The organism is Streptomyces sp. NPDC039736 (genome assembly GCF_055596485.1).
Genome location: NZ_JBVIUQ010000004.1, coordinates 320,002 through 342,200 on the forward strand (window position 1 = coordinate 320,002; position 22,199 = coordinate 342,200).

General features: G+C 71.5%; 18 protein-coding genes and 2 tRNA genes. 10 read left to right on the forward strand and 10 right to left on the reverse strand.

Annotation, left to right across the window (positions count from 1 at the left end):
- Positions 1-181: 181 nt before the first annotated feature.
- Positions 182-1,585 (reverse strand): trigger factor, encoded by a 1,404-nt coding sequence (gene tig / locus ACZ56L_RS14735; RefSeq protein ID WP_471064226.1) that lies wholly within the window; start codon positions 1,583-1,585, stop codon positions 182-184.
- A gap of 226 nt (positions 1,586-1,811) precedes the next feature.
- Positions 1,812-1,888 (reverse strand) — tRNA-Pro (locus tag ACZ56L_RS14740).
- 142 nt (positions 1,889-2,030) lie between these two features.
- Between ACZ56L_RS14740 and ACZ56L_RS14745 the strand changes: the two genes are divergently transcribed.
- Positions 2,031-2,101, forward strand: a tRNA-Gly gene (locus tag ACZ56L_RS14745).
- A gap of 66 nt (positions 2,102-2,167) precedes the next feature.
- Here ACZ56L_RS14745 and ACZ56L_RS14750 read toward each other — a convergent pair.
- A complete protein-coding gene (locus tag ACZ56L_RS14750) occupies positions 2,168-2,362 on the reverse strand; it encodes a hypothetical protein (protein WP_345222971.1) in 195 nt (64 codons plus the stop codon).
- A gap of 236 nt (positions 2,363-2,598) precedes the next feature.
- Between ACZ56L_RS14750 and ACZ56L_RS14755 the strand changes: the two genes are divergently transcribed.
- Together ACZ56L_RS14755 and ACZ56L_RS14760 are read left to right on the forward strand one after the other, a co-directional pair.
- Positions 2,599-3,744, forward strand: a complete 1,146-nt coding sequence (locus tag ACZ56L_RS14755; protein ID WP_471064228.1) for an acyltransferase family protein — start codon at positions 2,599-2,601, stop codon at positions 3,742-3,744.
- Between the two features lie 189 nt (positions 3,745-3,933).
- The gene (locus ACZ56L_RS14760; protein ID WP_345222966.1) at positions 3,934-5,133 is read left to right on the forward strand and encodes a cation:proton antiporter; all 1,200 of its coding nucleotides are present in this window, start codon (positions 3,934-3,936) and stop codon (positions 5,131-5,133) included.
- Between the two features lie 57 nt (positions 5,134-5,190).
- On the opposite strand, the gene ACZ56L_RS14765 is transcribed toward ACZ56L_RS14760, so the two are convergent.
- Positions 5,191-6,333, reverse strand: a complete 1,143-nt coding sequence (locus ACZ56L_RS14765) for a PP2C family protein-serine/threonine phosphatase (protein ID WP_401761332.1) — start codon at positions 6,331-6,333, stop codon at positions 5,191-5,193.
- Positions 6,334-6,439: 106 nt separating this feature from the next.
- On the opposite strand from ACZ56L_RS14765, the gene ACZ56L_RS14770 reads away from it, so the two are divergent.
- Positions 6,440-7,684, forward strand: coding sequence for a GNAT family N-acetyltransferase (locus ACZ56L_RS14770; RefSeq protein WP_345222963.1), 1,245 nt, complete (start codon positions 6,440-6,442; stop codon positions 7,682-7,684).
- Positions 7,685-7,708: 24 nt separating this feature from the next.
- Here the strand turns inward: ACZ56L_RS14770 and ACZ56L_RS14775 are convergent, their stop codons facing one another.
- Together ACZ56L_RS14775 and ACZ56L_RS14780 are read right to left on the reverse strand one after the other, a co-directional pair.
- On the reverse strand, positions 7,709-8,530 hold the full coding sequence (locus ACZ56L_RS14775) for an Fpg/Nei family DNA glycosylase (RefSeq protein ID WP_468686156.1): 822 nt from the start codon (positions 8,528-8,530) through the stop codon (positions 7,709-7,711).
- 244 nt (positions 8,531-8,774) lie between these two features.
- Positions 8,775-9,263, reverse strand: a complete 489-nt coding sequence (locus ACZ56L_RS14780; RefSeq protein ID WP_471064231.1) for a ribose-5-phosphate isomerase — start codon at positions 9,261-9,263, stop codon at positions 8,775-8,777.
- A 235-nt stretch (positions 9,264-9,498) separates the two neighbouring features.
- Between ACZ56L_RS14780 and ACZ56L_RS14785 the strand changes: the two genes are divergently transcribed.
- Entirely contained in the window at positions 9,499-11,001 is a 1,503-nt protein-coding gene (locus ACZ56L_RS14785; RefSeq protein WP_471064233.1) for an amino acid permease, read from the forward strand.
- A 140-nt stretch (positions 11,002-11,141) separates the two neighbouring features.
- Here the strand turns inward: ACZ56L_RS14785 and ACZ56L_RS14790 are convergent, their stop codons facing one another.
- Positions 11,142-11,726: a biotin transporter BioY gene (locus ACZ56L_RS14790; RefSeq protein WP_471064235.1), complete on the reverse strand. Its 585-nt coding sequence runs from the start codon at positions 11,724-11,726 to the stop codon at positions 11,142-11,144.
- A 321-nt stretch (positions 11,727-12,047) separates the two neighbouring features.
- On the opposite strand from ACZ56L_RS14790, the gene ACZ56L_RS14795 reads away from it, so the two are divergent.
- From ACZ56L_RS14795 to ACZ56L_RS14805, 3 genes are all read left to right on the forward strand, one after another.
- Entirely contained in the window at positions 12,048-13,451 is a 1,404-nt protein-coding gene (locus tag ACZ56L_RS14795; protein ID WP_471064237.1) for an amino acid permease, read from the forward strand.
- A 126-nt stretch (positions 13,452-13,577) separates the two neighbouring features.
- Entirely contained in the window at positions 13,578-14,996 is a 1,419-nt protein-coding gene (locus tag ACZ56L_RS14800) for an amino acid permease (protein ID WP_345222952.1), read from the forward strand.
- Positions 14,997-15,153: 157 nt separating this feature from the next.
- Entirely contained in the window at positions 15,154-15,798 is a 645-nt protein-coding gene (locus ACZ56L_RS14805) for a superoxide dismutase (protein WP_345222950.1), read from the forward strand.
- 178 nt (positions 15,799-15,976) lie between these two features.
- Here the strand turns inward: ACZ56L_RS14805 and ACZ56L_RS14810 are convergent, their stop codons facing one another.
- Both ACZ56L_RS14810 and ACZ56L_RS14815 read right to left on the reverse strand, forming a co-directional pair.
- On the reverse strand, positions 15,977-16,585 hold the full coding sequence (locus ACZ56L_RS14810) for a hypothetical protein (RefSeq protein WP_471064239.1): 609 nt from the start codon (positions 16,583-16,585) through the stop codon (positions 15,977-15,979).
- A 142-nt stretch (positions 16,586-16,727) separates the two neighbouring features.
- Positions 16,728-17,372: a mycothiol-dependent nitroreductase Rv2466c family protein gene (locus tag ACZ56L_RS14815; RefSeq protein WP_345222947.1), complete on the reverse strand. Its 645-nt coding sequence runs from the start codon at positions 17,370-17,372 to the stop codon at positions 16,728-16,730.
- A gap of 161 nt (positions 17,373-17,533) precedes the next feature.
- Between ACZ56L_RS14815 and pepN the strand changes: the two genes are divergently transcribed.
- Both pepN and ACZ56L_RS14825 read left to right on the forward strand, forming a co-directional pair.
- Positions 17,534-20,101: an aminopeptidase N gene (pepN, locus tag ACZ56L_RS14820; protein ID WP_471064242.1), complete on the forward strand. Its 2,568-nt coding sequence runs from the start codon at positions 17,534-17,536 to the stop codon at positions 20,099-20,101.
- Positions 20,102-20,266: 165 nt separating this feature from the next.
- Positions 20,267-21,436, forward strand: a complete 1,170-nt coding sequence (locus ACZ56L_RS14825; protein ID WP_401761321.1) for a hypothetical protein — start codon at positions 20,267-20,269, stop codon at positions 21,434-21,436.
- 45 nt (positions 21,437-21,481) lie between these two features.
- Here ACZ56L_RS14825 and ACZ56L_RS14830 read toward each other — a convergent pair whose 3' ends face one another.
- A complete protein-coding gene (locus tag ACZ56L_RS14830) occupies positions 21,482-21,937 on the reverse strand; it encodes an NUDIX hydrolase (RefSeq protein ID WP_345222939.1) in 456 nt (151 codons plus the stop codon).
- Between the last annotated feature and the right edge of the window lie 262 nt (positions 21,938-22,199).

The following is a 22,199-nucleotide window of genomic DNA, read 5'->3' on the forward strand; positions in this document are numbered from 1 at the left end:
CATGGACCCTAACGCGCAGGTAGGACAACGCCATCCCGCTTCCTGAACTGTTCGCTGGGAGCGCAAGGTAGTGGGTTCAGGTGTACGGGTCCGGGCGGGCGGGGGCGGGCGGGTACGGCGACGGGCCCGGCCGCAGCGAGTGCGTCCGGGCCCGTCGTCGTCACGCGGGTGCTGCTGGGGCCTACTTGGCTTCGGCGGCGTCCTTCGCCTCGGCGGCGTCGGCGTCCTTGACGTCGGCCTCGGCCGTCTCGGCGGCCTCGGCCGTCTCGTCCTCGTCGTCGTCGAGCTCGACGAGCTCACCGTTGGTGTCCTTGACCGTGGCGGCCTCGACGACGACCGCGAGGGCCTTGCCGCGGGCGACCTCGCCGACCAGCATCGGGACCTGGCCGCCCTCGACGACGGCCTGGGCGAACTGGTCGGGGGACATGCCGGAGGACTGCGCGCGGCGCATGAGGTGCTCGGTGAGCTCCTCCTGGCTGACGTTCAGCTTCTCCTTGTTGACCAGCTCGTCGAGGATGAACTGGGTCTTGATGCCCTTGACGGCCTGCTCGGAGGTCTCCTTGTCGAACTCCTCCTCGGTCTTGCCCTGGATCTCCAGGTACTTCGCGAGGTCGAGGCCCATCTGACCGAGCTGGTGGTGCTCCAGGTTGTGCTTGCGGGTCTTGACCTCGTCCTCGAGCAGCTTCTCGGGGATCGGGACCTCGACGAGCTCGATGAGCTTGTCGAGCACGCGCTCCTGGGCCTGGGTGGCCTGGTCGTACTGCTTCATGTTCTCGAGGCGCTTGCGGCTGTCGGCGCGCAGCTCCTCCAGGGTGTCGAACTCCGACGCCATCTGGGCGAAGTCGTCGTCCAGCTCGGGGAGTTCGCGGGCGGCGACGGCGGACACCTTCACGGTGACCTCGGCGTCCTTGCCCTCGGCGGAGCCGCCCTTGAGCTGGGAGGTGAAGGTGGCCTCGGCCCCGGCCTCCAGGCCCTTGACGGCGTCGTCGATGCCTTCGAGGAGCTCGCCGGAGCCGATGGTGTACGAGACACCCTCGGCCACGCCGTCCTCCAGGACCTCGCCGTCGACCTTGGCCTGAAGGTCGATCGTGACGACGTCGCCGTCCTCGGCGGCGCGCTCCACCGGGTTGGTGGTGGCGAAGCGACCACGCAGGTCCTCGACAGCCTTGTCGACGTCCTCGTCGGAGACGGTGACGGCGTCGACCTCGACCTCGATGCCGGAGTAGTCCGGGATCTCGATCGCCGGGCGGATGTCGACCTCGGCGGTGAAGGCCAGCAGCTCGCCGTCCTTCAGCTCCGTGATGTCGACCTCGGGCTGACCCAGCGGGTTCAGCTCACCCTCGTTGACGGCCTCGGTGTAGAACTTCGGGAGGGCGTCGTTGACGGCCTCCTCCAGCACAGCGCCACGGCCGAACCGCTGGTCGATGACTCGGTTCGGGATCTTGCCCTTGCGGAAGCCCTTCACCGTGACCTGCTGGTTGATCTTCTTGTACGCCGCGTCGAGGCTGTCCTTGAGCTCCTCGAAGGGCACCTCGATGCTGAGCCGAACCCGGGTCGGGTTCAGGGTCTCCACGGCGCTCTTCACGGTTCGGTCTCCTTGGTGGCTGACTTCTGGGGTTCTGCCGAACCGCTTCAGTGGGGCGGTCCTGCTCATCGGGCCCGGTATCAGACACACGGGCACGCAGCTTGCATAGTAACGGCAAGCGGACGTGCTCCCACAATGCGATCCCGCGGCCGGAACCGGAGCGGCCCGCGGCGGGCGGTGGAGACAAGGCGGAGACAGGTGGAGACAGGTGGAGACAGGATCGTGCTGGTCGGGGTGGCCGGATTCGAACCGACGACCTTCCGCTCCCAAAGCGGACGCGCTACCAAGCTGCGCCACACCCCGTCGGTGCGACACGTAGGGTACATGTCCCGAGGCGCTGCGTCGGCCGCTTCGCCGACTCGTCCCCCCGGGGTGTGCGTCGACGCGCTCCGACCCGCTACAGTGCTGTCCGTACCCCGGTCGCCGCGGCGACCGCGGGGTGCGCGCGGGCGTAGCTCAATGGTAGAGCCCTAGTCTTCCAAACTAGCTACGCGGGTTCGATTCCCGTCGCCCGCTCCGCAACGGCCTCCGGCCCGGTGAGTTCGCTCGCCGGGCCGGAGGCCTTTTCGCGTGCACCGGGCCTCAGAAGTTGATGGAGTTGAGGGTGCTGGCTATGGAGTTGAGGAAGCGCTGGATGTCGTCTGCCATACCGGTGGAGGCCAGGAAGAAGCCGAAAAGTATCGCGACGACAGCGGGTCCCCCCTTGAGCGAGCCGCCTCGTATCAACACCACGAGGACGACTGCCAACAGCAGCACCACTGACAGTGAAATGGCCACAACTGATCACACCCTTGGTCGGTCCGCCTTGCCGGCCCGGGGACACACGGCCCAGTGCTTCCCCCGCTAGGCCATCGTGCCACCAACACCCCGCCGCTGACTGCCGGGTGACGCACAGTCGGCCGTGGACGATGGCCGGATCATGACGTGATCTTGCCGCAGCGGTGGTGTAGGCGACACACGGGGGTGGCGGTCAACGGGCGTCCCGGGTCACGGGCGGCACTAGGGTGCCTCAGATGTCTCCGACGCCCCAGACACGACAGAGGGTCCCTCTTGCGCCGTCGCGGGAGGCGGTCCCCGGGCTCGCCCCCTCGGAGGACGGGGGCCGCGGAACGGCGGCTCAGGCCGCCGGGGAGCGGCGGGACCAGGGGAGCAAGGGGCGGGACGCCTATTTCGACAACGCCAAGTACCTGGCGATCGTGCTGGTCGCGATGGGGCACTCGTGGCCCCTCGTGCTCTCCGGGAGCCGGACCACCGAGGCGCTGTACATGTGGGTGTACGTGTTCCACATGCCGGCGTTCGTTCTGATCTCCGGCTACTTCTCGCGCTCCTTCGACATGAAGCCGCGCAAGCTGATGCGGCTTGTTTCGAGCGTTGTCGTTCCGTATGCGGTCTTCCAGACGGCCTACGCGGTGTTCTTCGGCGTCATGGAGGGCGAGCGGGCGCCGGTGCGGATGCTGTCGCCGTGGTTCCTGATGTGGTTCCTGATGGCGCTGTTCTTCTGGCGGCTGCTGACCCCGCTGTTCCTGGCGGTGCGGTGGCCGGTTCCGCTCGCCCTGCTGATCGCGGCCGCGGCCGCCGCCGTACCGGACATCGGTCAGCAGTTGTCGGCGCAGCGGGTGCTGCAGTTCCTGCCGTTCTTCGTGCTGGGGCTGCGGCTGCGGCCCGAGCACTTCCGGCTGGTGCAGCGGTGGCGGGCGCGGTGGGCGGCGGCCGTGGTGTGCCCGGTGTCGTTCGCGGTCGTGTACTGGGCGGCTCCGCGCACCCGGCTGGACTGGGTGTACCGCAACCACGGGGCGCAGGAGATGGGCCAGCCGTGGTGGGTGGGGGTGCTGACGACCGTCGCGCTGTCCGGGGCGGCGCTGGCGCTGACCGCGTGCTTCCTCGCGTGGGTGCCCCGGCGGCGGATGTGGTTCACATCGCTGGGCGCGGGGACCATCGGCGGGTATCTGCTGCACGGCTTCGTGGTCCGGTACGCGGAGTACGCGGGGTGGGCGCGGACGTACCACCTGGAGACCCCGGTGGGGCGAGTGGTGGTGACGGTGTGCGCGGTGGCACTGGTGACGGTGCTGTGCGCTCCGGTGGTGCGGCGGGCGTTGAAGCCGGTGACGGAACCGGATCTGGGGTGGGCGTTCCGGAAGGCGGCGGGCGGGGTGCGCTGAGGGCGGGCGGGCGGCCGTCCGGGGACCGGGCCGCCGGGGTGTTCTTCCCGGGGCATTCCTTGCGGCACAAAAGGTTCGGTAAACTAATTACTGACGGTTTCTTGACGCGCGCTTGACCTCACCCCTCTGACGATCCCCCGACGCCACAGGAGGAACGGTCCCATCGGACACGCAGACACCCTCATAGCCATGGGCGGCGCCTTCCTCGCCGCCGCTGTCCTCGCCCGGCTCGGCGGCCGGATCGGTTTGCCGACCATCCCCCTGTTCATCCTGGCCGGGATCCTGCTCGGCCCGCACACGCCCGGCTGGGTCCTGCTGAAGGACCCGCACGAGCTGGAGATGCTCTCCGCGCTGGGCCTGGTCCTGCTGCTCTTCTACCTCGGTCTCGAATTCCACCTGGACGACCTCAAGGCGGGCGGGCGCAGAATGGCGTTCGCCGGGGCCGCCTACCTCGTCCTGAACGTCGGCGCCGGGCTCGGCTTCGGTCTCGCGCTCGGCTGGGGGACGCCGGAGGCCCTCGTCCTGGCCGGTGTGCTCGGCATCTCCTCCTCGGCGATCGTCACCAAGGTCCTGGTCGACCTGCGCCGCATCGGCAACGCGGAGACCAAGCCGATCCTCGGCATCATCGTCGTCGAGGACATCTTCCTGGCGCTGTACCTGGCCGCCCTCCAGCCCATCCTGTCCGGCGCGGACAGCCTCGCGGCGGCGTCCGTGGACGCGGGCAAGGCCTTCGGTTTCCTGCTGCTGCTCGCCCTGGCCGCCCGGTTCGGCACGAGGGCCGTCGGCAGGCTGATCGGGACCGAGGACAACGAACTGCTGGTCATCTCCTTCCTCGGGGCCGCCGTCTTCGTGGCGGGTGTCTCCGAGTGGTTCGGGGTGGCGGACGCCATCGGCGCGTTCATGGTCGGTCTGATGCTCGGCAGCACGTCCTCCGGGCCGCGGATCATGAAGCTGGTGCACCCGCTGCGGGACGCGTTCGGGGCGATCTTCTTCTTCGCGTTCGGGCTGTCCATCGACCCCGGCGACCTGCCGGTCGTGCTGTGGCCGGTGCTGGCGGCCGTCGCGGTGACACTGGTCATGAACGTGATCGCAGGGGTGAGCGCCGCGAGGATCCACGGTTTCGGGGCCCAGCCGGCCGCGAACATCTCCACCACGCTGCTCGCCCGCGGCGAGTTCGCGCTGATCCTCGCCACGATGGCGGCCGGCGCCGGGCTGGACGAGCGGCTGTCGCCGTTCATCGCCGGGTACGTGCTGCTGCTGGCCGTGCTGGGGCCGCTGGCGGCCGGGCAGTCGCACTGGCTGGCGAAGGTCCTGCCGGGCCGGGACAAGGACGTACCGCCGCAGGTGACGGACGTGTCGCCGACGAAGGAGCCGTCGGCCGCGCGGTGATGCCCGCAGGCCGTACGACAGTGCCCGGCACCGGCGCCGGGGAGGCCGGCGCCGGTGTCAGTCGCGGCACAGGAGCAGCAGCGCCCGGTCGTCGTTGACGTCCTTGGCGACCGCTTCGATGAGGTGCCAGGCGGCGCCCTCGAAGCCCGCGGCGACATAGCGGTCGGCCTCGCCGGTGAGGCGGTCGACGCCCTCGCTGATGTCGCGGCCCGGAGCCTCCACCAGGCCGTCCGTGAAGAGCATCAGGACGTCGCCGGGGGCCAGCACGCCCTTGCCGGGGTCGAACTCGGCGCCGTCGTAGACGCCCAGCAGGGGCCCCTCCCCCGACTTCTCCTCCCAGCGGCCGCTGCCCGCGTGCAGTTGCAGGGCGGGCAGGTGTCCCGCGGAGAGGAGTTCGTACTCGCCCGTCTCCAGGTCGAGCACCAGGTGGATGGAGGTGGCGAAGCCCTCGTCCCAGTTCTGGCGCAGCAGGTATCCGTTGGCGGCGGGCAGGAAGTCGTGCGGCGGCAGCGAGCCGAGGAGGCCGCCGAAGGCCCCCGAGAGCAGCAGGGCGCGGGAGCCCGCGTCCATGCCCTTGCCGGAGACGTCGGTGAGGACGACTTCGAGGGTGCGCCCGCCGTTGGTGCGCGCGGCGACGACGAAGTCACCGGAGAAGGACTGGCCGCCGGCCGGGCGCAGGGCCATCTCCCGGTGCCAGCCCTTGGGAAGCTGCGGCAGGGCGCTCTGCACCCGGATGCGTTCGCGCAGGTCGAAGAGCATGGTGCCGCCGCGTCTCCACGGCACGCCGACGCGCGCCCTGAACTGCGCGACGACCAGCCCGAAGAAGCCGCACGCGGCGACGGTCAGCACGGTGCCGGGAGTGACCCGCGCCGGGCCCTGGGTGTAGGGGCCGAGGACGACGGACTCGACGATCAGCGCGGTGGCGGCGGCCGCGTACAGGCCCAGCAGGCTCGCCGGGCGCAGCAGCAGCCCGCCCGCCACGATCGGCAGGACGAGCAGGGCCGGCGCGCACCACACCGGCATCAGGATCGTGCCGAGGGCGATCGCCGGAACGGTGAGCAGCAGGGCGGCGAGGGCGATCCAGTCGGAGCCGTCGCCGCGGAAGTAGTCGACGCCGGAGCGGCGCAGCCCGTTGCGGACCCGGTGCGCGGACTTGCGCCACCGGGCCGTGTACGAATCGACTCTCCGTGCCGCGCCCATTGCCGTGGACCTTATCCACCCGCACGGCTGCTCCGCAGGGGGACCCCATGACATCGCGTTCGAAATGGGTGGCTCGGCGGGGGCGGCCGCTGGTAGGCATGGGCACATGACGACGGAACTGCGCGTGCTCACGCCTGCCGAGTGGGACACCTTCTACGCGTCGCTGGAGAGGGCCTTCGGGGTCACGGAGTCCCAGGAGGAGCGGGAGCTCTTCCGCGACCTGACCGAGTTCGACCGCACGATCGGCGTCTGGGACGGCGCGGGCTGCGTCGGCACCGCGGGCGCCTTCAGCTTCCGTATGACGGTGCCCGGCGGGGCGTCGCTGCCGGTCGCCGCGGTGACCATGGTGAGCGTGGCCGCCACGCACCGCCGCCGCGGGGTGCTGACGACGATGATGCGCCGGCAGTTGGACGACGTGCGGGCGCGCGGCGAGGCCGTCGCGGTGCTGGTGGCGTCGGAGCCGGTGATCTACGGCCGGTTCGGGTACGGCGTGGCCACCTGCGAGATGCGGGCCGAGATCGACACCGCGCGGGTGCGGCTCTCGGTGCCGGACGGCACCGACGACGTACGGCTGCGTTATGCGCAGGTGACCGACGCGGACGTCCACCGGACGTGCGAGGAGATCTACGCCGCCGCGGTACCCGGCCGGCCCGGGATGATGGCGCGGCAGCCCGGCTGGGACCGGCTGCAGGTGCTGGACCCGGAGAAGGACCGGGAGGGGGCGACGGCGCTCCAGTGCGTCCTGGCCGAGGACCCCGACGGCACGGTGCTGGGTTTCGCCCGGTTCCGCGTGAAGCCGCAGTGGAGCGCGGCGGGGGCGGACGGGGTGGTGGTCCTGGAGGACCTGGAGGCGGTCGGACCGCGCGCGCCGCAGGCGGCGGCCGCGCTGTGGCGGTTCCTGTTCGACCTGGACCTCACCTCGAAGCTGGTCTCCGTGAACCGGCCCTGCGACGACACCTGGCTGCACCTGGTCTCCGACACCCGGCGCAGCGCGCTGGTGCTGCGGGACGCGCTGCACGTGCGTCTGGTGGACGTGGGGGCGGCGCTGGAGGCCCGGACCTACCGCACGGCCGTGGACGTGGTCTTCGAGGTCGAGGACGCGTTCTGCCCGTGGAACGAGGGGCGGTGGCGGCTGACCGGGGACGCGAAGGGCGCGGTGTGCGAGCGGACCACGGACCCGGCGGACGTCGCGCTGTCGGTACGGGAGTTGGGCGCGGCCTATCTGGGCGGGTTCTCGCTGGCGGCGCTGGCGGCGGCGGGACGGGTGCGGGAGCTGCGCGAGGGAGCGGTGGCGCAGGCCGCGGCGGCGTTCGGGTCGGACGTGGCGCCGTGGCTGCCGCACGGGTTCTAGCGGGGCGCCGGCCGCGGTGCGCGGTCAGGCCTTCTGGCAGGTGGGGCACCAGAAGAGGTTGCGGGCGGCGAGGCCGGCGGTGCTGATCTCGTCGCCGCACAGGTGGCAGGGCAGCGCGGCGCGCCGGTAGACGTACACCTCGCCGCCGTGGTCGTCCTTGCGGGGCGGGCGGCCCATCGCCTCGGGGGTGTGCTCGGGGCGGACGGTGTCGATGCGGTTGAGGCGCACGCCCTCCCGCATGAGGTCGACGAGGTCCTGCCAGATCGCGTCCCACTGGGCGTCGGTGATCTCCCTGCCCGGGGTGTACGGGTCGATGCCGTGCCGGAAGAGGACTTCGGCGCGGTAGACGTTGCCGACGCCGGCAACGACCTTCTGGTCCATCAGGAGCGCGGCGATCGTGGTGCGGGACGCGCGGACGCGGGCGCGGGCCCGGTCGGGGTCGGCGTCCTCGCGCAGGGGGTCGGGGCCGAGCCGGGCGTGCACCGCCTGCTTCTCGGCGTCGGTGACGAGGGCGCAGACGGTCGGGCCGCGGAGGTCGGCGCGGGCGTCGCCGGCGGGGGTGGCGAGGTGCAGGCGTACGGTGTCCGGCTTGGCGCCGGGGCCCTGGGCGCCCTCGAAGGCGACCTTGCCGAAGAGGCCCAGGTGGATGTGGACCCAGCCGAGGGGGCCGAAGCCGAGGAAGAGGTGTTTGCCGTGGGCCTCGGTGGCGGTGAGGCGGTGGCCGTCGAGGAGGGCGGCGGAGGCGGCGAAGGCGCCCTGGGGGCTGGTGGCGCGGAGGCGGGGATGGGGGGTGAAGCGGGTGGCGTACTCGTGCGCGAGGCGGTGGATGGTGTGGCCCTCGGGCACGGGGCTCCTCCGGAGGGGGTGCGGGGGTGGGCGGGCCCTCGCGGGGCGTACGGCCGGCGCGGGGCGGGCCGGGGCCTCGGCGGGGGCGGGCGGCCGGCAAGCGGGGCTGGGCGGGGGCGTTCCGGGGTGGGCCCGGAGCGGGCGGGGCCGCCCCCTTGCCCGCCCGTTCCGCCCCCCGGGGGCGGCCCCGCCCCCCAAGGGGACGGGGGGAGGCCCAAGGGGGCGAGGGGCTTCGGTGAGGGGGTCAGTCCTGGTGGGGGTGGTGCGGGGGGATGGGGGGGAGGACGCCCGTGGTCTCGTACGTCGAGAGCATGTCGATGCGGCGGCTGTGGCGGGCCTCGTTCGAGTACGGGGTGGAGAGGAAGATCTCCACGAACTTCGTCGCCTCGGCCTCGGTGTGCATGCGGCCGCCGATGGAGATGACGTTCGCGTTGTTGTGCTCGCGGCCCAGCGCCGCCGTCTGCTCGCTCCAGGCAAGGGCGGCCCGTACGCCCTTGACCTTGTTGGCGGCGATCTGCTCCCCGTTGCCGGAGCCGCCGATCACGATGCCGAGGGAGTCCGGGTCCGCGGCCGTCCGCTCGGCGGCGCGGAGGCAGAACGGCGGGTAGTCGTCCTGGGCGTCGTAGATGTGGGGACCACAGTCGACGGGCTCGTGGCCGTGGGCCGTGAGCCACTCCACGAGGTGGTTCTTGAGTTCGTATCCGGCATGGTCGGAACCGAGGTACACGCGCATGGGTCGAGTGTGGCATGCGCCGCGCGGGGTAGGGCGCATCGGGGTAAGGACCTTGGTCCCTCGCGGCTCGGGACGTACGTCCGGGACTTCTGCCCGACACAACGATCCGGAATCAGGTCTTCCGGATCGCTTCCGGCTCGGCTTGAATGCGGGGGCTCGGCAGACCGACCGTCTGCCCCGAGTGTCATGACCCTGCGGCCCGACGACGTGCCCGAAGAACGAATGAGGTTTGTGCATGAGTGCGCACCCGACCCCGACGGAGAAGCAGGACAGAGGGCCCGGCGACCCCGGTGTGCCCGCTGCCGCCTCCGCCACCGGTGACAGCGGCGGCCTCCAGGCCGGTCTCAAGAACCGTCATCTGTCCATGATCGCGATCGGTGGCGTCATCGGCGCCGGGCTCTTCGTGGGCTCCGGCGCGGGCATCGCCGCGGCGGGCCCGGCGATCCTGCTGTCGTACGCCCTGGTGGGCGTGATGGTGGTGTTCGTGATGCGGATGCTCGGCGAGATGGCCGCCGCGCGGCCCTCGTCCGGGTCGTTCTCCGCCTACGCCGACCAGGCGCTCGGCCGGTGGGCCGGGTTCTCGATCGGCTGGCTCTACTGGTTCTTCTGGGTCGTGGTGCTCGCCGTCGAGGCGACGGCCGGTGCGAAGATCCTGGAGGGCTGGATACCGGCGGTGCCGCAGTGGGGCTGGGCCCTGATCGTCATGCTGGTGCTGACGGCCACCAACCTCGCTTCGGTGTCGTCGTACGGCGAGTTCGAGTTCTGGTTCGCGGGCATCAAGGTCGTCGCGATCGGCGCGTTCGTGGTGATCGGCCTGCTGGCCGTCTTCGGCGTCCTGCCGGGCTCGGACAACCCCGGCGCCGGATTCGCGCACCTCACCGACACCGGAGGCTTCTTCCCCAAGGGGTACGGAGCGATCCTGACCGGTGTCCTGATGGTCGTGTTCTCCTTCATGGGCTCCGAGATCGTCACGCTGGCCGCCGGCGAGTCCCAGGACCCGCAGCGCGCCGTCACCAAGGCGACCAACAGCGTCATCTGGCGCATCGGCATCTTCTACCTCGGCTCGATCTTCGTCGTGCTGACGCTGCTGCCGTGGAACGACAAGTCGATCGTCGCCGAGGGCGGCTCGTACGTCGCCGCGCTGAACTCCATCGGCATCCCGCACGCCGGTCAGATCATGAACGTGATCGTCCTGACGGCCGTGCTGTCCTGCCTGAACTCCGGTCTCTACACCGCCTCCCGCATGGCCTACTCGCTGGGCCGGCGCAAGGACGCGCCGAAGGCGTTCACGCGCGTCAACAAGAGCGGTGTGCCGCAGGTCGCGATCCTGTCGTCGGTCGTCTTCGGTTTCGTCGCCGTCTTCTTCAACTACAAGTGGCCGGACACGGTCTTCCAGTTCCTGCTGAACTCCTCCGGCGCGGTCGCGCTCTTCGTGTGGCTGGTCATCTGTTTCACGCAACTGCGGATGCGCGGCATGATCCTGCGCGAGGACCCGTCCAAGCTCGTCGTGAAGATGTGGCTGTTCCCGTATCTGACGTGGGCGACGATCGCGATGATCTCCTTCGTGCTCGTCTACATGCTCACCGACGACGCGGGCCGCACCCAGGTGCTGCTGTCGCTGCTGGTCGCCGCGCTGGTGGTCGGTTTCGCGCTGGTCCGCGAGGTCGTGCAGAAGCGCAACGGCACCCTGCCGCCGGCCGCTGGGAGCGGTGCGGAGAAGCCGGTGGCCCGCCCGTAGTCCCGGAGCGCCCCGGCGCGGGCGGGCGGCGCGCACTCGGACACCGTCCGCCGCCGCGACGGGGAGCTTGTGGGCGCCCATGGAAGAAGGGGGCTCCCGGCCGATGCCGGGAGCCCCCTTCGACGTACGGGCGACGGACTTCAGCCCTTGCGGCCCACGAGCTTCCACGCGGTGGGCAGCGCGCCCATCGCCAGGGCCGCCTTCAGGGCGTCACCGATGAGGAAGGGGACGACGCCCGCGGCGAGGGCGGCGGAGAGGTCCATGCCGGTGGCGGCCATCAGGTACGGGACGCCGACGGCGTAGATGACCGCCGAGCCGACGGCCATGGTGCCCGCCGTGCGCAGCACCGAGCGGTCGCCGCCGCGCCGGGCCAGTGCGCCGACCGCGGTGGCCGCGAGCAGCATCCCGACGACGTAACCGAAGGACGCGCCGCCCGGGCCCGAGGTGCCCGCCTGGAAGACCGGCGCCCCGGCCATGCCCACCAGCGCGTACAGCGCCAGCGAGAGGAAGCCCCGGCGTGCGCCGAAGGCGGTGCCGACCAGGAGCGCGGCGAAGGTCTGGCCGGTGACCGGGACCGGGGAGCCCGGCACCGGGACGGCTATCTGGGCGGCGATGCCGGTGAGCGCCGCGCCGCCGACGACGAGCGCGAGGTCGCGTACGCGCGTGGCGGGAAGCAGGTCGGCAAGGACCGCGCCGGGGCGGGCGGTTACGGCAGCAGTGCTCATCGGGACTCCGCGGTGAAGAGGGGGGCAGTCAGGGACATGGCGACGTTAACCCGGGGGCCGTCGCCCGATCACCCTAGAGCGCCGACAAAGCCGCGAACAGGGGCTTGGTGGACTTCGTACAAAGGGCCAGGAGCCGACCCGGGGCGGCGTGACGCGCGTCACTGGCGGCGAAAGCAGATAGATCCCTTTTGCGCGGCGGGGCCGGGTGAGGGGACACTGTGGGGTCCCGCCAAATCGGGTGGCCGTCCCGCGGTCCCGTCCCCCTTTCCGCCCCCACGGCCGTCGAGTTCCGCTCCACGGTCCTTCGAGAGCACGAGCGCCATGCACGACCAGGCCGTACAGCAGCCGCAAGAGCCGCAGAACCCGAAGGGCTCGCAGGAGCCCCTGTCCGGAGGGCTCAAGCAGCGCCATCTGACGATGCTCGGCCTCGGCGGGGTGATCGGCGCCGGGCTGTTCGTGGGCTCGGGCGCGGGCATCGCGGTGGCCGGTCCCGGCATCGTGCTGTCGTACCTGATCGCGGGCGCCATCGCGATGCTCGTGATGCGGATGCTCGGGGAGCTGTCGGCGGCGATGCCGGCCTCGGGCTCGTTCTCGGTGCACGCGGAGCGGGCGCTGGGGCGGTGGGCCGGGTTCAGCGTGGGCTGGCTGTACTGGTTCCTGCTGGTCGTGGTGCTGGCGGTGGAGGCCACGGGTGCGGCGAAGATCGCCAACGGCTGGGCGCCCGGGGTGCCGCAGTGGGCCTGGGTGCTGGTGTTCATGGTGGTCTTCACGGCCGCCAACCTGGCGGCGGTGAAGAACTTCGGGGAGTTCGAGTTCTGGTTCGCCGCGCTCAAGGTGGGGGCGATCGTGCTGTTCCTGGCGCTCGGCGCCCTCGCGGTCTTCGGCGTGCTGCCCGACACCGATCCGGTCGGCACGGCGCACCTGACCGGGGACGGCGGCTTCTTCCCGAACGGGGCGTCGGGGGTGATCTCGGGCGTCCTCGCGGTCGTCTTCGCCTTCGGGGGCCTGGAGGTCGTGACGATCGCCGCCGCGGAGACCGACGATCCGGCCCGCGCGGTCGGGCGGGCGGTGCGCAGCGCGGTGTTCCGCATCCTGTTCTTCTACGTCGGCTCGATGCTGGTCGTCGTGACGCTGCTGCCGTGGGACTCGATGACGCCGGGGCTGAGTCCCTATGTCGCCGTGCTCGACCGGATCGGGATTCCGGCGGCCGGGACGATCATGAACATCGTGGTGTTCGTGGCGCTGCTCTCGGCGCTGAACGCCAATCTGTACGGCTCCTCGCGCATGGTCTTCTCGCTGGCCGAGCGCGGCGAGGCGCCCCGGGGCCTGCTGCGGGTCTCCCCGGGCGGGGTGCCGCGGCGGGCGGTGCTGGCGTCGGTGGCCTTCGGGTTCGGGTCGGTGGTGCTCAACCTGCTGTGGCCGGACACGGTGTTCCTGTACATGCTCAACGCGGTCGGCGCGGTGCTTCTGTTCGTGTGGGGGCTGATCGCGGTGTCGCAGCTCAAGCTGCGTCCGCGCATCGAGCGCGAGATGCCGGAGCGGCTCACGCTGCGGATGTGGGCGTTCCCCTATCTGACGTGGGCGGCGCTGGCCGCGATGGCCGTCGTCCTGGTGCTGATGCTGCTGGACGCCTCGGCCCGGCCGCAGTTGCTGTGGTCGGCGGGCGCGACAGCGGTGGTGCTGCTGGTGTCACTCGTGCGGGAATTGCGCGCGAGGCGTGCCTGAACCTTCACAGTGTGTGAGCGTCGTGTCCGTATAGCGGTCGACGGTTCCCTCTGAGCGGTGCCGTACCGAGACTGAGGGCCACTCTTGGCTCGCTCCCCCGTCTCAGCTAGTGAACAGGGCACGCTCATGTCCCGGACCTCCGCGCCCCCGCCGCCTTCACGGACGCCCGCCGCACCGGCCGACGCCGACGCCTCGCTCGGGCATGGCCTCAAGCAGCGCCACCTCTCCATGATCGCCCTCGGCGGGGTGATCGGCGCCGGGCTCTTCGTGGGCTCGGGCGCGGGCATCGCCGCCGCGGGTCCCTCCATCGTGATCGCGTACGCGATATCCGGCCTGCTCGTCATGCTGGTGATGCGGATGCTGGGCGAGATGTCGGCGGCGAACCCGAGTTCGGGCTCGTTCTCCGCGCACGCCGAGCGGGCGATCGGGCCGTGGGCGGGCTTCACGGCGGGCTGGGCGTTCTGGTTCCTGCTGTGCGTGGCGGTCGGCCTGGAGGGCATCGGCGCGGCGAAGATCATGCAGGGCTGGTTCCCGGGCTCCCCACAGTGGGCCTGGGTGGCGCTGTTCATGGTGATCTTCCTGGCCACGAACCTGGCGGCGGTGAAGAACTTCGGGGAGTTCGAGTTCTGGTTCGCCGCGCTCAAGGTCGGCGCGATCTCGCTGTTCCTGGTGATCGGCCTGCTGGCCATCTTCGGCGTGCTGCCGGGCAGCGACACCGGCGCCCCGGGCCTCACCAACCTCACCGGCGAGGGCGGTTTCTTCCCCCACGGCAGCGAGGGCCTGATCATCGGCCTGCTCGCCTCGGTCTTCGCGTACGGCGGCCTGGAGACGGTGACGATCGCCGCCGCCGAGTCCGAGCACCCGGTGCAGGGCGTCGCCAAGGCGGTGCGCACCGCGATGTGGCGCATCGCGGTCTTCTACATCGGCTCGATGGCCGTCGTGGTCACCCTGGTGCCGTGGGACGACCCGAAGGTCGCCGCGATCGGCCCCTACGTCGCCACCCTCGACCACCTGGGCATCCCGGCGGCCGGCCAGATCATGAACGTGATCGTGCTGGCGGCGCTGCTGTCGGCGATGAACGCCAACATCTACGGCTCGTCCCGCATGGCGTACTCGCTGGTCCGACGCGGACAGGGCCCGGCCTTCCTGGGCAGGCTGTCCAGCGGCGTGCCGCGGGTCGCGGTGCTGTGCTCCTCGGTGTTCGGCTTCGTGTGCGTGGCGCTGAGCTGGATCAGCCCGGACAAGGTCTTCCCGTGGCTGCTGAACATGATCGGCGCGCTGATCCTGGTGGTCTGGATCTTCATCGCGGTCTCCCAGCTGATCCTGCGCCGCCGCACCGAGCGGGAGACGCCCGAGAAGCTGGTCGTCCGGATGTGGCTGTTCCCGGTGCTCACCTGGGTGGCGCTGGCGGGGATGGCGGTCATCTTCTTCCTGATGCTGCGCCAGCCCGACACCCGTCTCCAGCTCGCCGGGACGGGCGGCCTGACGCTCTTCCTGATCGTGGTGGGCGTCGTCCGCCAGAAGCTGGCCAAGGCCCGCGACTAGACCCGCGCGCACCCCTCGTCGGCCCTAGGTCCGCAAGCCCCCGGCTTGCGGACCTAGGGCTTTTTACTGAGGCAGACCTAAGCTGCTCCCCCACATAAGTGCTGGTAGCGTGCAGATGCATAAGACTTGCAATAAGCAATCGGAGGGGTCGGACGACATGGCCATCTACACGCTTCCTGAACTTCCGTACGACTACGCGGCCCTTGAGCCCGTGATCAACCCGCAGATCATCGAGCTGCACCACGACAAGCACCACGCGGCGTACGTGAAGGGTGCCAACGACACCCTGGAGCAGCTCGAAGAGGCCCGCGACAAGGACGCCTGGGGTGCGATCAACGGGCTGGAGAAGAGCCTCGCGTTCCACCTGTCCGGCCACATCCTGCACAGCATCTACTGGCACAACATGGCCTCCCCCAAGGACAGCGGCGGCGGCGAGCCGACGGCCGCGGACGGCGTCGGCGACCTGGCGGACGCCATCACCGAGTCCTTCGGCTCCTTCGCCAAGTTCAAGACGCAGCTGACGAAGGCCGCCGCCACGACGCAGGGCTCCGGCTGGGGCGTCCTGGCGTACGAGCCGGTCTCGGGCCGCCTCATCGTCGAGCAGGTCTACGACCACCAGGGCAACGTCGGCCAGGGTTCCGTGCCGGTCCTGGTCTTCGACGCCTGGGAGCACGCCTTCTACCTGCAGTACAAGAACCAGAAGGTCGACTTCATCGACGCCATGTGGGCCGTCGTCAACTGGCAGGACGTCGCGAAGCGCTACGCCGACGCGAAGAACCGGACGCCGCTCATCACGCCGTGAAGTCCGGCGCGCCCCGCGACCGCGGTGCGCGACGCCCCGCCGTGTGCCGCAGCCCCGCGGCGGGACCCCTCAGCACCCTGCTCGTGATCGTCTTCTCAACTTTCACCGGGCGGGTGGAATGACGAAGAGCCCCCGCGAGGACATGACTCGCGGGGGCTCTTCTGTGCCGGTACGGGCGTCACCTGGGGAGGTACCCGGTGCGGCCGACGGCGACGAACTCCCGGGCCAGGCCCGTCTCGTGGAGGCGGGCGAAGAGGGTGAAGGGGATGCCGAACGCGGACTCGCCCCGGTCGAAGTTCCAGGTCTTGTGGAACTCCACCCGGTAGAAGTCCGGGTTCGGGCGCTCGACGCGGAACTGCACGCCGCGGACGGCGAGCCACCAGTCCAGGCTGGTGGCGGGGGTGACGGTGACGCCGTGCCAGGTGTCGCGGTGCGACCACCGCCCCGCCTCGGCCTCCATGAGGCGGGTGTTCACGGCGGCCCGGATCGGCGGGAGCGCGACGAGGGTGCTGGCGTCGATGCGGTACGTCTCACCGGTGCCGCCGAGGTAGTGGCGCAGGGCGCCGGAGGCGTTCCGCAGGCCGGTCAGCCGCCAGAGGCGGGCGAGGACGAGGCACCCTGCCCGCACCGCCCGGTCGGTCGGGCGGACGGGCAGGGTGGCATGGGGGGCGTTGTCGTTCGGCAGGTACGGGGCGGCTGCGGGGCCGCCGGCCATGACGGCGGCCCCGGGGTGGGCCGTACCCGTGCCGCCTATGTGGCTGTCGCCGTGTATCGCGCCTGTCTCCATGGAGAGACGCTAAGCGGGGAGGGCGCGTGGCGCCTGCTGGGCGGCGCACACGGGGCACCCACGCCCCGCCGGGCACCGGTGTCGGCGCGAGGCGCCCGCGCGCGGCGGTGGCCGCCGGAGCGCGGGACGGCCGGGGCGGCGGTCAGTCGAAGACCGGGTCCTGGGTGCGGGTGCGCTTCAGCTCGTAGAAACCGGGGGTCCCGGCGACCAGCAGGGTGCCGTCCCAGAGGCGGGCCGCGTCCTCGCCCTTCGGGGCGGGCGTGACGACCGGGCCGAAGAAGGCGACCTTCTCGCCGTCCGCCCCGGGCACCGCGATGACGGGCGTGCCGACGTCCTCGCCGACCAGCGAGATGCCCGACTGGTGCGAGGCGCGCAATTCCTTGTCGTACGCGTCCGAGGTGGCGTACGAGAGCAGTTCGGCGGGGAGGCCGACCTCCGCGAGGGCCTCCGCGACGACCTCGTCGGTGATGCCGCGCCCCTCGTTGTGGATGCGGGTGCCGAGCGCGGTGTAGAGCGCCCCGGTGATCTCCTCGCCGTGCTGCTGCTGCGCGGCGATGACGACGCGCACCGGGCCCCAGCCCGTCTTCATGGCCTCGCGGTACCGCTCCGGCAGGTCGTCGCGGCCCTCGTTGAGCACGGCCAGGCTCATCACGTGCCACTGGACCCGCACGGGGCGCACCTTCTCGACCTCCAGCATCCAGCGCGAGGTCATCCAGGCCCACGGGCACAGCGGATCGAACCAGAAGTCGGCCGTGGTCTTCTCGTTCGTCTTCGCGTTCTCGGACATGTCTCTCCTCGTGAATGTTTCAAGAGTCGCGCGCTGTGCGCCACACAACCACGCGGGCACTGCCCGCATTCCCGTGCACGCCGGGTAAGGAGCACATGGGAGGATCGGACCTGTTTCGAGAAGCCGTCGAACCATGTCCGACGTGTCACGAAGGAGTGCCCGTGCCCGGTGAGAACCTGTCCCGCGACGAAGCCCGGAAGCGGGCAGAGCTGCTGTCCGTCGACGGTTACGAGGTCGCGCTCGACCTGCGGTCGGCGGTCGGCGACCACGAGGGGGAAGGGCCGCGCACATTCCGTTCGGTGACGACGATCCGCTTCCGGGCCGCCACGCCCGGCGCCTCCACGTTCGCGGACCTCGTCGCCCCTTCGGTGAACGCGGTGACGCTCAACGGCACGCGGCTGGACCCCGCGAAGGTCTTCGACGGCGCCCGGGTGGCCCTGGACGGCCTGGCGGCCGAGAACGTCCTGGTGGTCGACGCCGACTGCGCCTACAGCCGCACCGGCGAGGGCATGCACCGCTTCGTCGACCCGGAGGACGGCGAGGTCTACCTCTACACGCAGTACGAGCCGGCCGACGCCCGCCGGGTGTACGCCAACTTCGAGCAGCCCGACCTGAAGGCCCCCTACCGCTTCTCGGTGCGGGCCCCGGAGGGCTGGACGGTGTGGAGCAACGGCGCGGGCGACCTCGTGGACGGCGTCTGGACGTTCGCCGGGACCAAGCCGATCTCGACGTACATCACCGCCGTGGTGGCCGGTCCGTACCACTGCGTCACCGACACCTACACGCGCGCCCTGGCCGACGGCACGACGCTGGAGATCCCGCTCGGCGCGATGTGCCGCAAGGGGCTCGCGAAGCACTTCGACGCGGACGACGTCTTCCTGGTCACCAAGCAGGGACTCGACTTCTTCCACGACAACTTCGACTTCCCGTACCCCTTCGGGAAGTACGACCAGGCCTTCGTCCCGGAGTACAACCTGGGCGCGATGGAGAACCCGGGCCTGGTGACCTTCCGCGAGGAGCTCATCTTCCGCGGGAGGACCACGGACTCGGCGTACGAGGGCCGCGCGAACGTCATCCTGCACGAGATGGCGCACATGTGGTTCGGCGACCTGGTCACCATGCAGTGGTGGGACGACCTGTGGCTGAAGGAGTCGTTCGCGGACTTCATGGGCTCCTTCTCGATGGTGGAGGCCACCCGCTTCACCGACGGCTGGATCACCTTCACCAACCGCCGCAAGGCGTGGGCGTACCGCGCCGACCAACTGCCGTCCACGCACCCGATCACGGCCGACATCCGTGACCTGGAGGACGCGAAGCTGAACTTCGACGGCATCACGTACGCCAAGGGCGCCTCCGTGCTGAAGCAGTTGGTGGCGTACGTCGGCCGGGACGCGTTCCTGGAGGGCGCGCGCCGCTACTTCAAGGCGCACGCGTACGGCAACACCTGGCTCGGCGACCTGCTCTCCGTGCTGGAGGAGACCAGCGGCCGCGACCTCGGCGAGTGGTCGCGCGCCTGGCTCCAGACGGCCGGGGTCAACGCGCTCACCCCGGTGGTGACGTACGACGCCGCGGGGCGCGTCACGGAGCTGGCCGTCGTGCAGGAGGCCGCCGCGTCGCACCCGGAGCTGCGCCCGCACCGGGTCGCGGTGGGCCTGTACCGGCTGGAGGGCGGCGAACTGGTGCGCTACGCCCGTACGGAGACGGACGTGGCCGGTGCGCGCACGGTCGTCACGGAGTTCACCGGGGCCGAGAGGCCCGCGCTGGTCCTGGTCAACGACGACGACCTGACGTACTGCAAGATCCGCTTCGACCAGGGCTCCCTGGAGACCCTGCGCGCCCACCTCGGCGACCTCACCGACCCGCTGGCGCGCGCCCTGTGCTGGTCGGCGCTGTGGAACCTCACCCGGGACGCCCTGATGCCCGCCCGGGACTTCCTCGACCTGGTGCTGCGGTTCGCGGGCCGGGAGTCCGACATCGGGGTGCTGCAGATGCTGCACGCCTGGACGCAGACGGCGCTCGTCCACTACGTGGCGCCCGCGACGCGCGAGCAGCGGGCGCGGCAGCTCGCCGAGGGGGCGCTGCGCGAGCTGCGCGGCGCCGAGCCGGGCAGCCAGCACCAGCTCGCCTGGGCGCGCTTCTTCGCCTCCGTGGCGTCGTCGGACGCCGACTTCCAGCTCCTGGAGGGGCTGCTCGCGGGTTCGGCGCGGATCGACGGCCTGGACGTCGACCAGGAGCTGCGCTGGGCCTTCCTGTCGCCGCTGGCGGCGTACGGCCGTGCCGACGAGCAGGCGATCGGCGCCGAACTCGCCCGGGACGACACGGCGTCCGGCAAGCGGCACCAGGTGCGCTGCCTCGCCTCACGTCCCTCGGCGGCGGTCAAGGCGCAGGCGTGGGCGGCGGTGGTGGAGTCCGACGCGCTGTCCAACGCGCTGGTGGAGGCCACCAACGCCGGTTTCGTGCGCGGCAGCCGGCGCGAGCTGCTCGCGCCGTACGCGGAGAAGTACTTCGCGGCGATCGAGCGGGTGTGGGCCGAACGCTCCATCCAGATCGGCGTTCTGATCGTCCGTGACCTGTACCCCTCGCTCCAGGACCCGGCCGCCACGCTGGCCGCCACCGACGCGTGGCTGTCCGCGCACGAGGAGGCGGCCCCGGCGCTGCGGCGACTGGTGCTGGAGGCGCGGGACGACCTGGCGCGGGCGCAGCGGGCACAGGAGTGCGACGCGGTCTGACCGGCCTGCGGGGGCGTGCGTTCCCGGCGCGCCCCCGCGTGCTTTCTCGGCGTACCCGCGTGCGTTCTCGGTGCGCCCCGCGCACCTTTCGGACGTCCGCGTACGTTTCGGACGCTCCGCCCGGGGTACTGCTCGGCAGTCGAACAGCCGTACTTTAGGGCGGGGTTGTCCCGGAATGTCGACGGGACTGTAACAGCGGTTAGAAGCGGGGCCGGGGGCGGGAAAGTCGTCGGCATGAACAACGACACGCACCCCCAGGCGCAGTCCACGCCCCCGGGCCGGTCCACGCCCCCGGCGCAGTCCGTGCCCGCCTCGCGCACGACCCCCGGGCCCCGGACCGCGTCCCCCGCGGTGTCGGCGGAGGCCGCCGTCCGCGCCCTGCCGCTCCGTCACCTCTCCGAGGTCCAGCGCCGGGTCCTGACCTCCGCCCAACTGCGCGAGCACGGCGTCTCCGCGGCGAAGGCGGCGGCGCAGTGCCGGGCGGGCGGACCGTGGCAGCAGGTGCTGCCGGGGGTGTTCCTGCTGCACCGGGGGGCGGCGACCAGCGAGGAGCGGCTGCACGCGGCGCTGCTGTACACCGGGCGGTCCCAGGAGGGCGCGGTGATCACCGGTCTCGCGGCCCTGGCCCTGCACCGGTTCGCCTCCGCGCCGCCGCTGCTGGGCCTGGAGCACATCGACGTGCTGGTGCCCCGCACCCGGCGGCTGCGGTCGGTCGGTTTCGTCCGGGTCGTACGGGCGCACGCGCTGCCCGGCGCCCAGCTGGTCACGGGCCTGCCGGTGGCCCCGGTGGCGCGGGCGGTCGCCGACGCGGTGGCGCAACTGAGCGACGCGAACGCGGTGCGGTGCGTCCTGACGGAGGCGGTGCGCGAAGGCCACTGCGAACCGGCTTCGATCGTGCGCGAGTTGACCCTGGCCCGGCTGCTGACCCGGCCGCACGTGAGCGACGCGGTGGACGCCCTGCTGGCGGAGGGCCGCTCGATCGCCGAGGACCGCCTGTACGCGATGGTGCGCGACTTCGGGCTGCCGGACCCGGTGTGGAACGTGGACCTGCGGCTGCCGGGCGGCCCGCACCTGGGCGGCGTGGACGCGTTCTGGCCGGACCAGTCGGTGGCCGTGGAGCTGGACACCCGGGCGCCGCGCCAGGACGAGGACGCGCTCTGGACGGAGTACGCGCGCAAGCGCGAGCACCTGGAGCGCCTGGGCATCACCGTCGTGCACCTCACGCCGAAGAAGCTGCGGGACGCGGCGGACCAGCAGGCGGCCGTGGTGCGCACGGCGCTCATGGCGTCCGTGGACCGCGACCCGGCCGCCTACGTGGTCGTGCTCCCCCGCTGAGCCGGCGGGCGGCGGCGGCCCGGCCCGCCGTGCGGCGGGCCCGGGTCAGGAGGGCGACTTCACCCGGCCGGTGGCCGGGCGGGTGCGCCACAGTTCGAGACCGGTGTCGACGAGCTCGACCCGGTCGAGGGCGGTGACGGCTTCGAGGGGGTGCCAGGCGGCGAGGTCGGTGGAGCCGCCGGTCTCGTGGCGGAGCTCGCCGCCGGTGATCCTCGCCTCGTACACGACGCGCAGGCCCTGGAAGTCCGCGAAGGACCCGAGGCGGCGGGGGTAGCGGCGGCGGATGGAGTCCAGTCCGAGGAGCTGCACCGGCTCGACGGCGTAGCCGGTCTCCTCGTCGACCTCGCGGACGACCGCCTCCAGGGGGTCCTCGCCGTGTTCGAGGCCGCCGCCGGGCAGCGTCCAGCGTTTCGCGCCGTCGCGGGCCACCCAGCGGGCCAGCAGCACCTTCTCGTCCCGTACGCACACGGCGTAGGCGGCCACTCTCAACTCTGCGTTCATCTGGAGAGGCTAGGCGGTACCGGGCGCCGCGCACCCGGAACGGGGGCAATCGGGTGCGGCGGGCCCCGGGGGCCGGGGAGCGGCCGCGGGGGACGGGCGGCCAGGGTGCGTGCAGAGGGCACCCGGTTCCCGCGGGGCGGGATCGTGCCAGTGGCGGGTTCACGCCAGAGGCGATGACGACTCAGTCAACTCTCCCCAAACAACTGTCACTTACGACATGCTGACCGGTCATTGGGCACCGAAATCCGGACTCTTTCTGTCC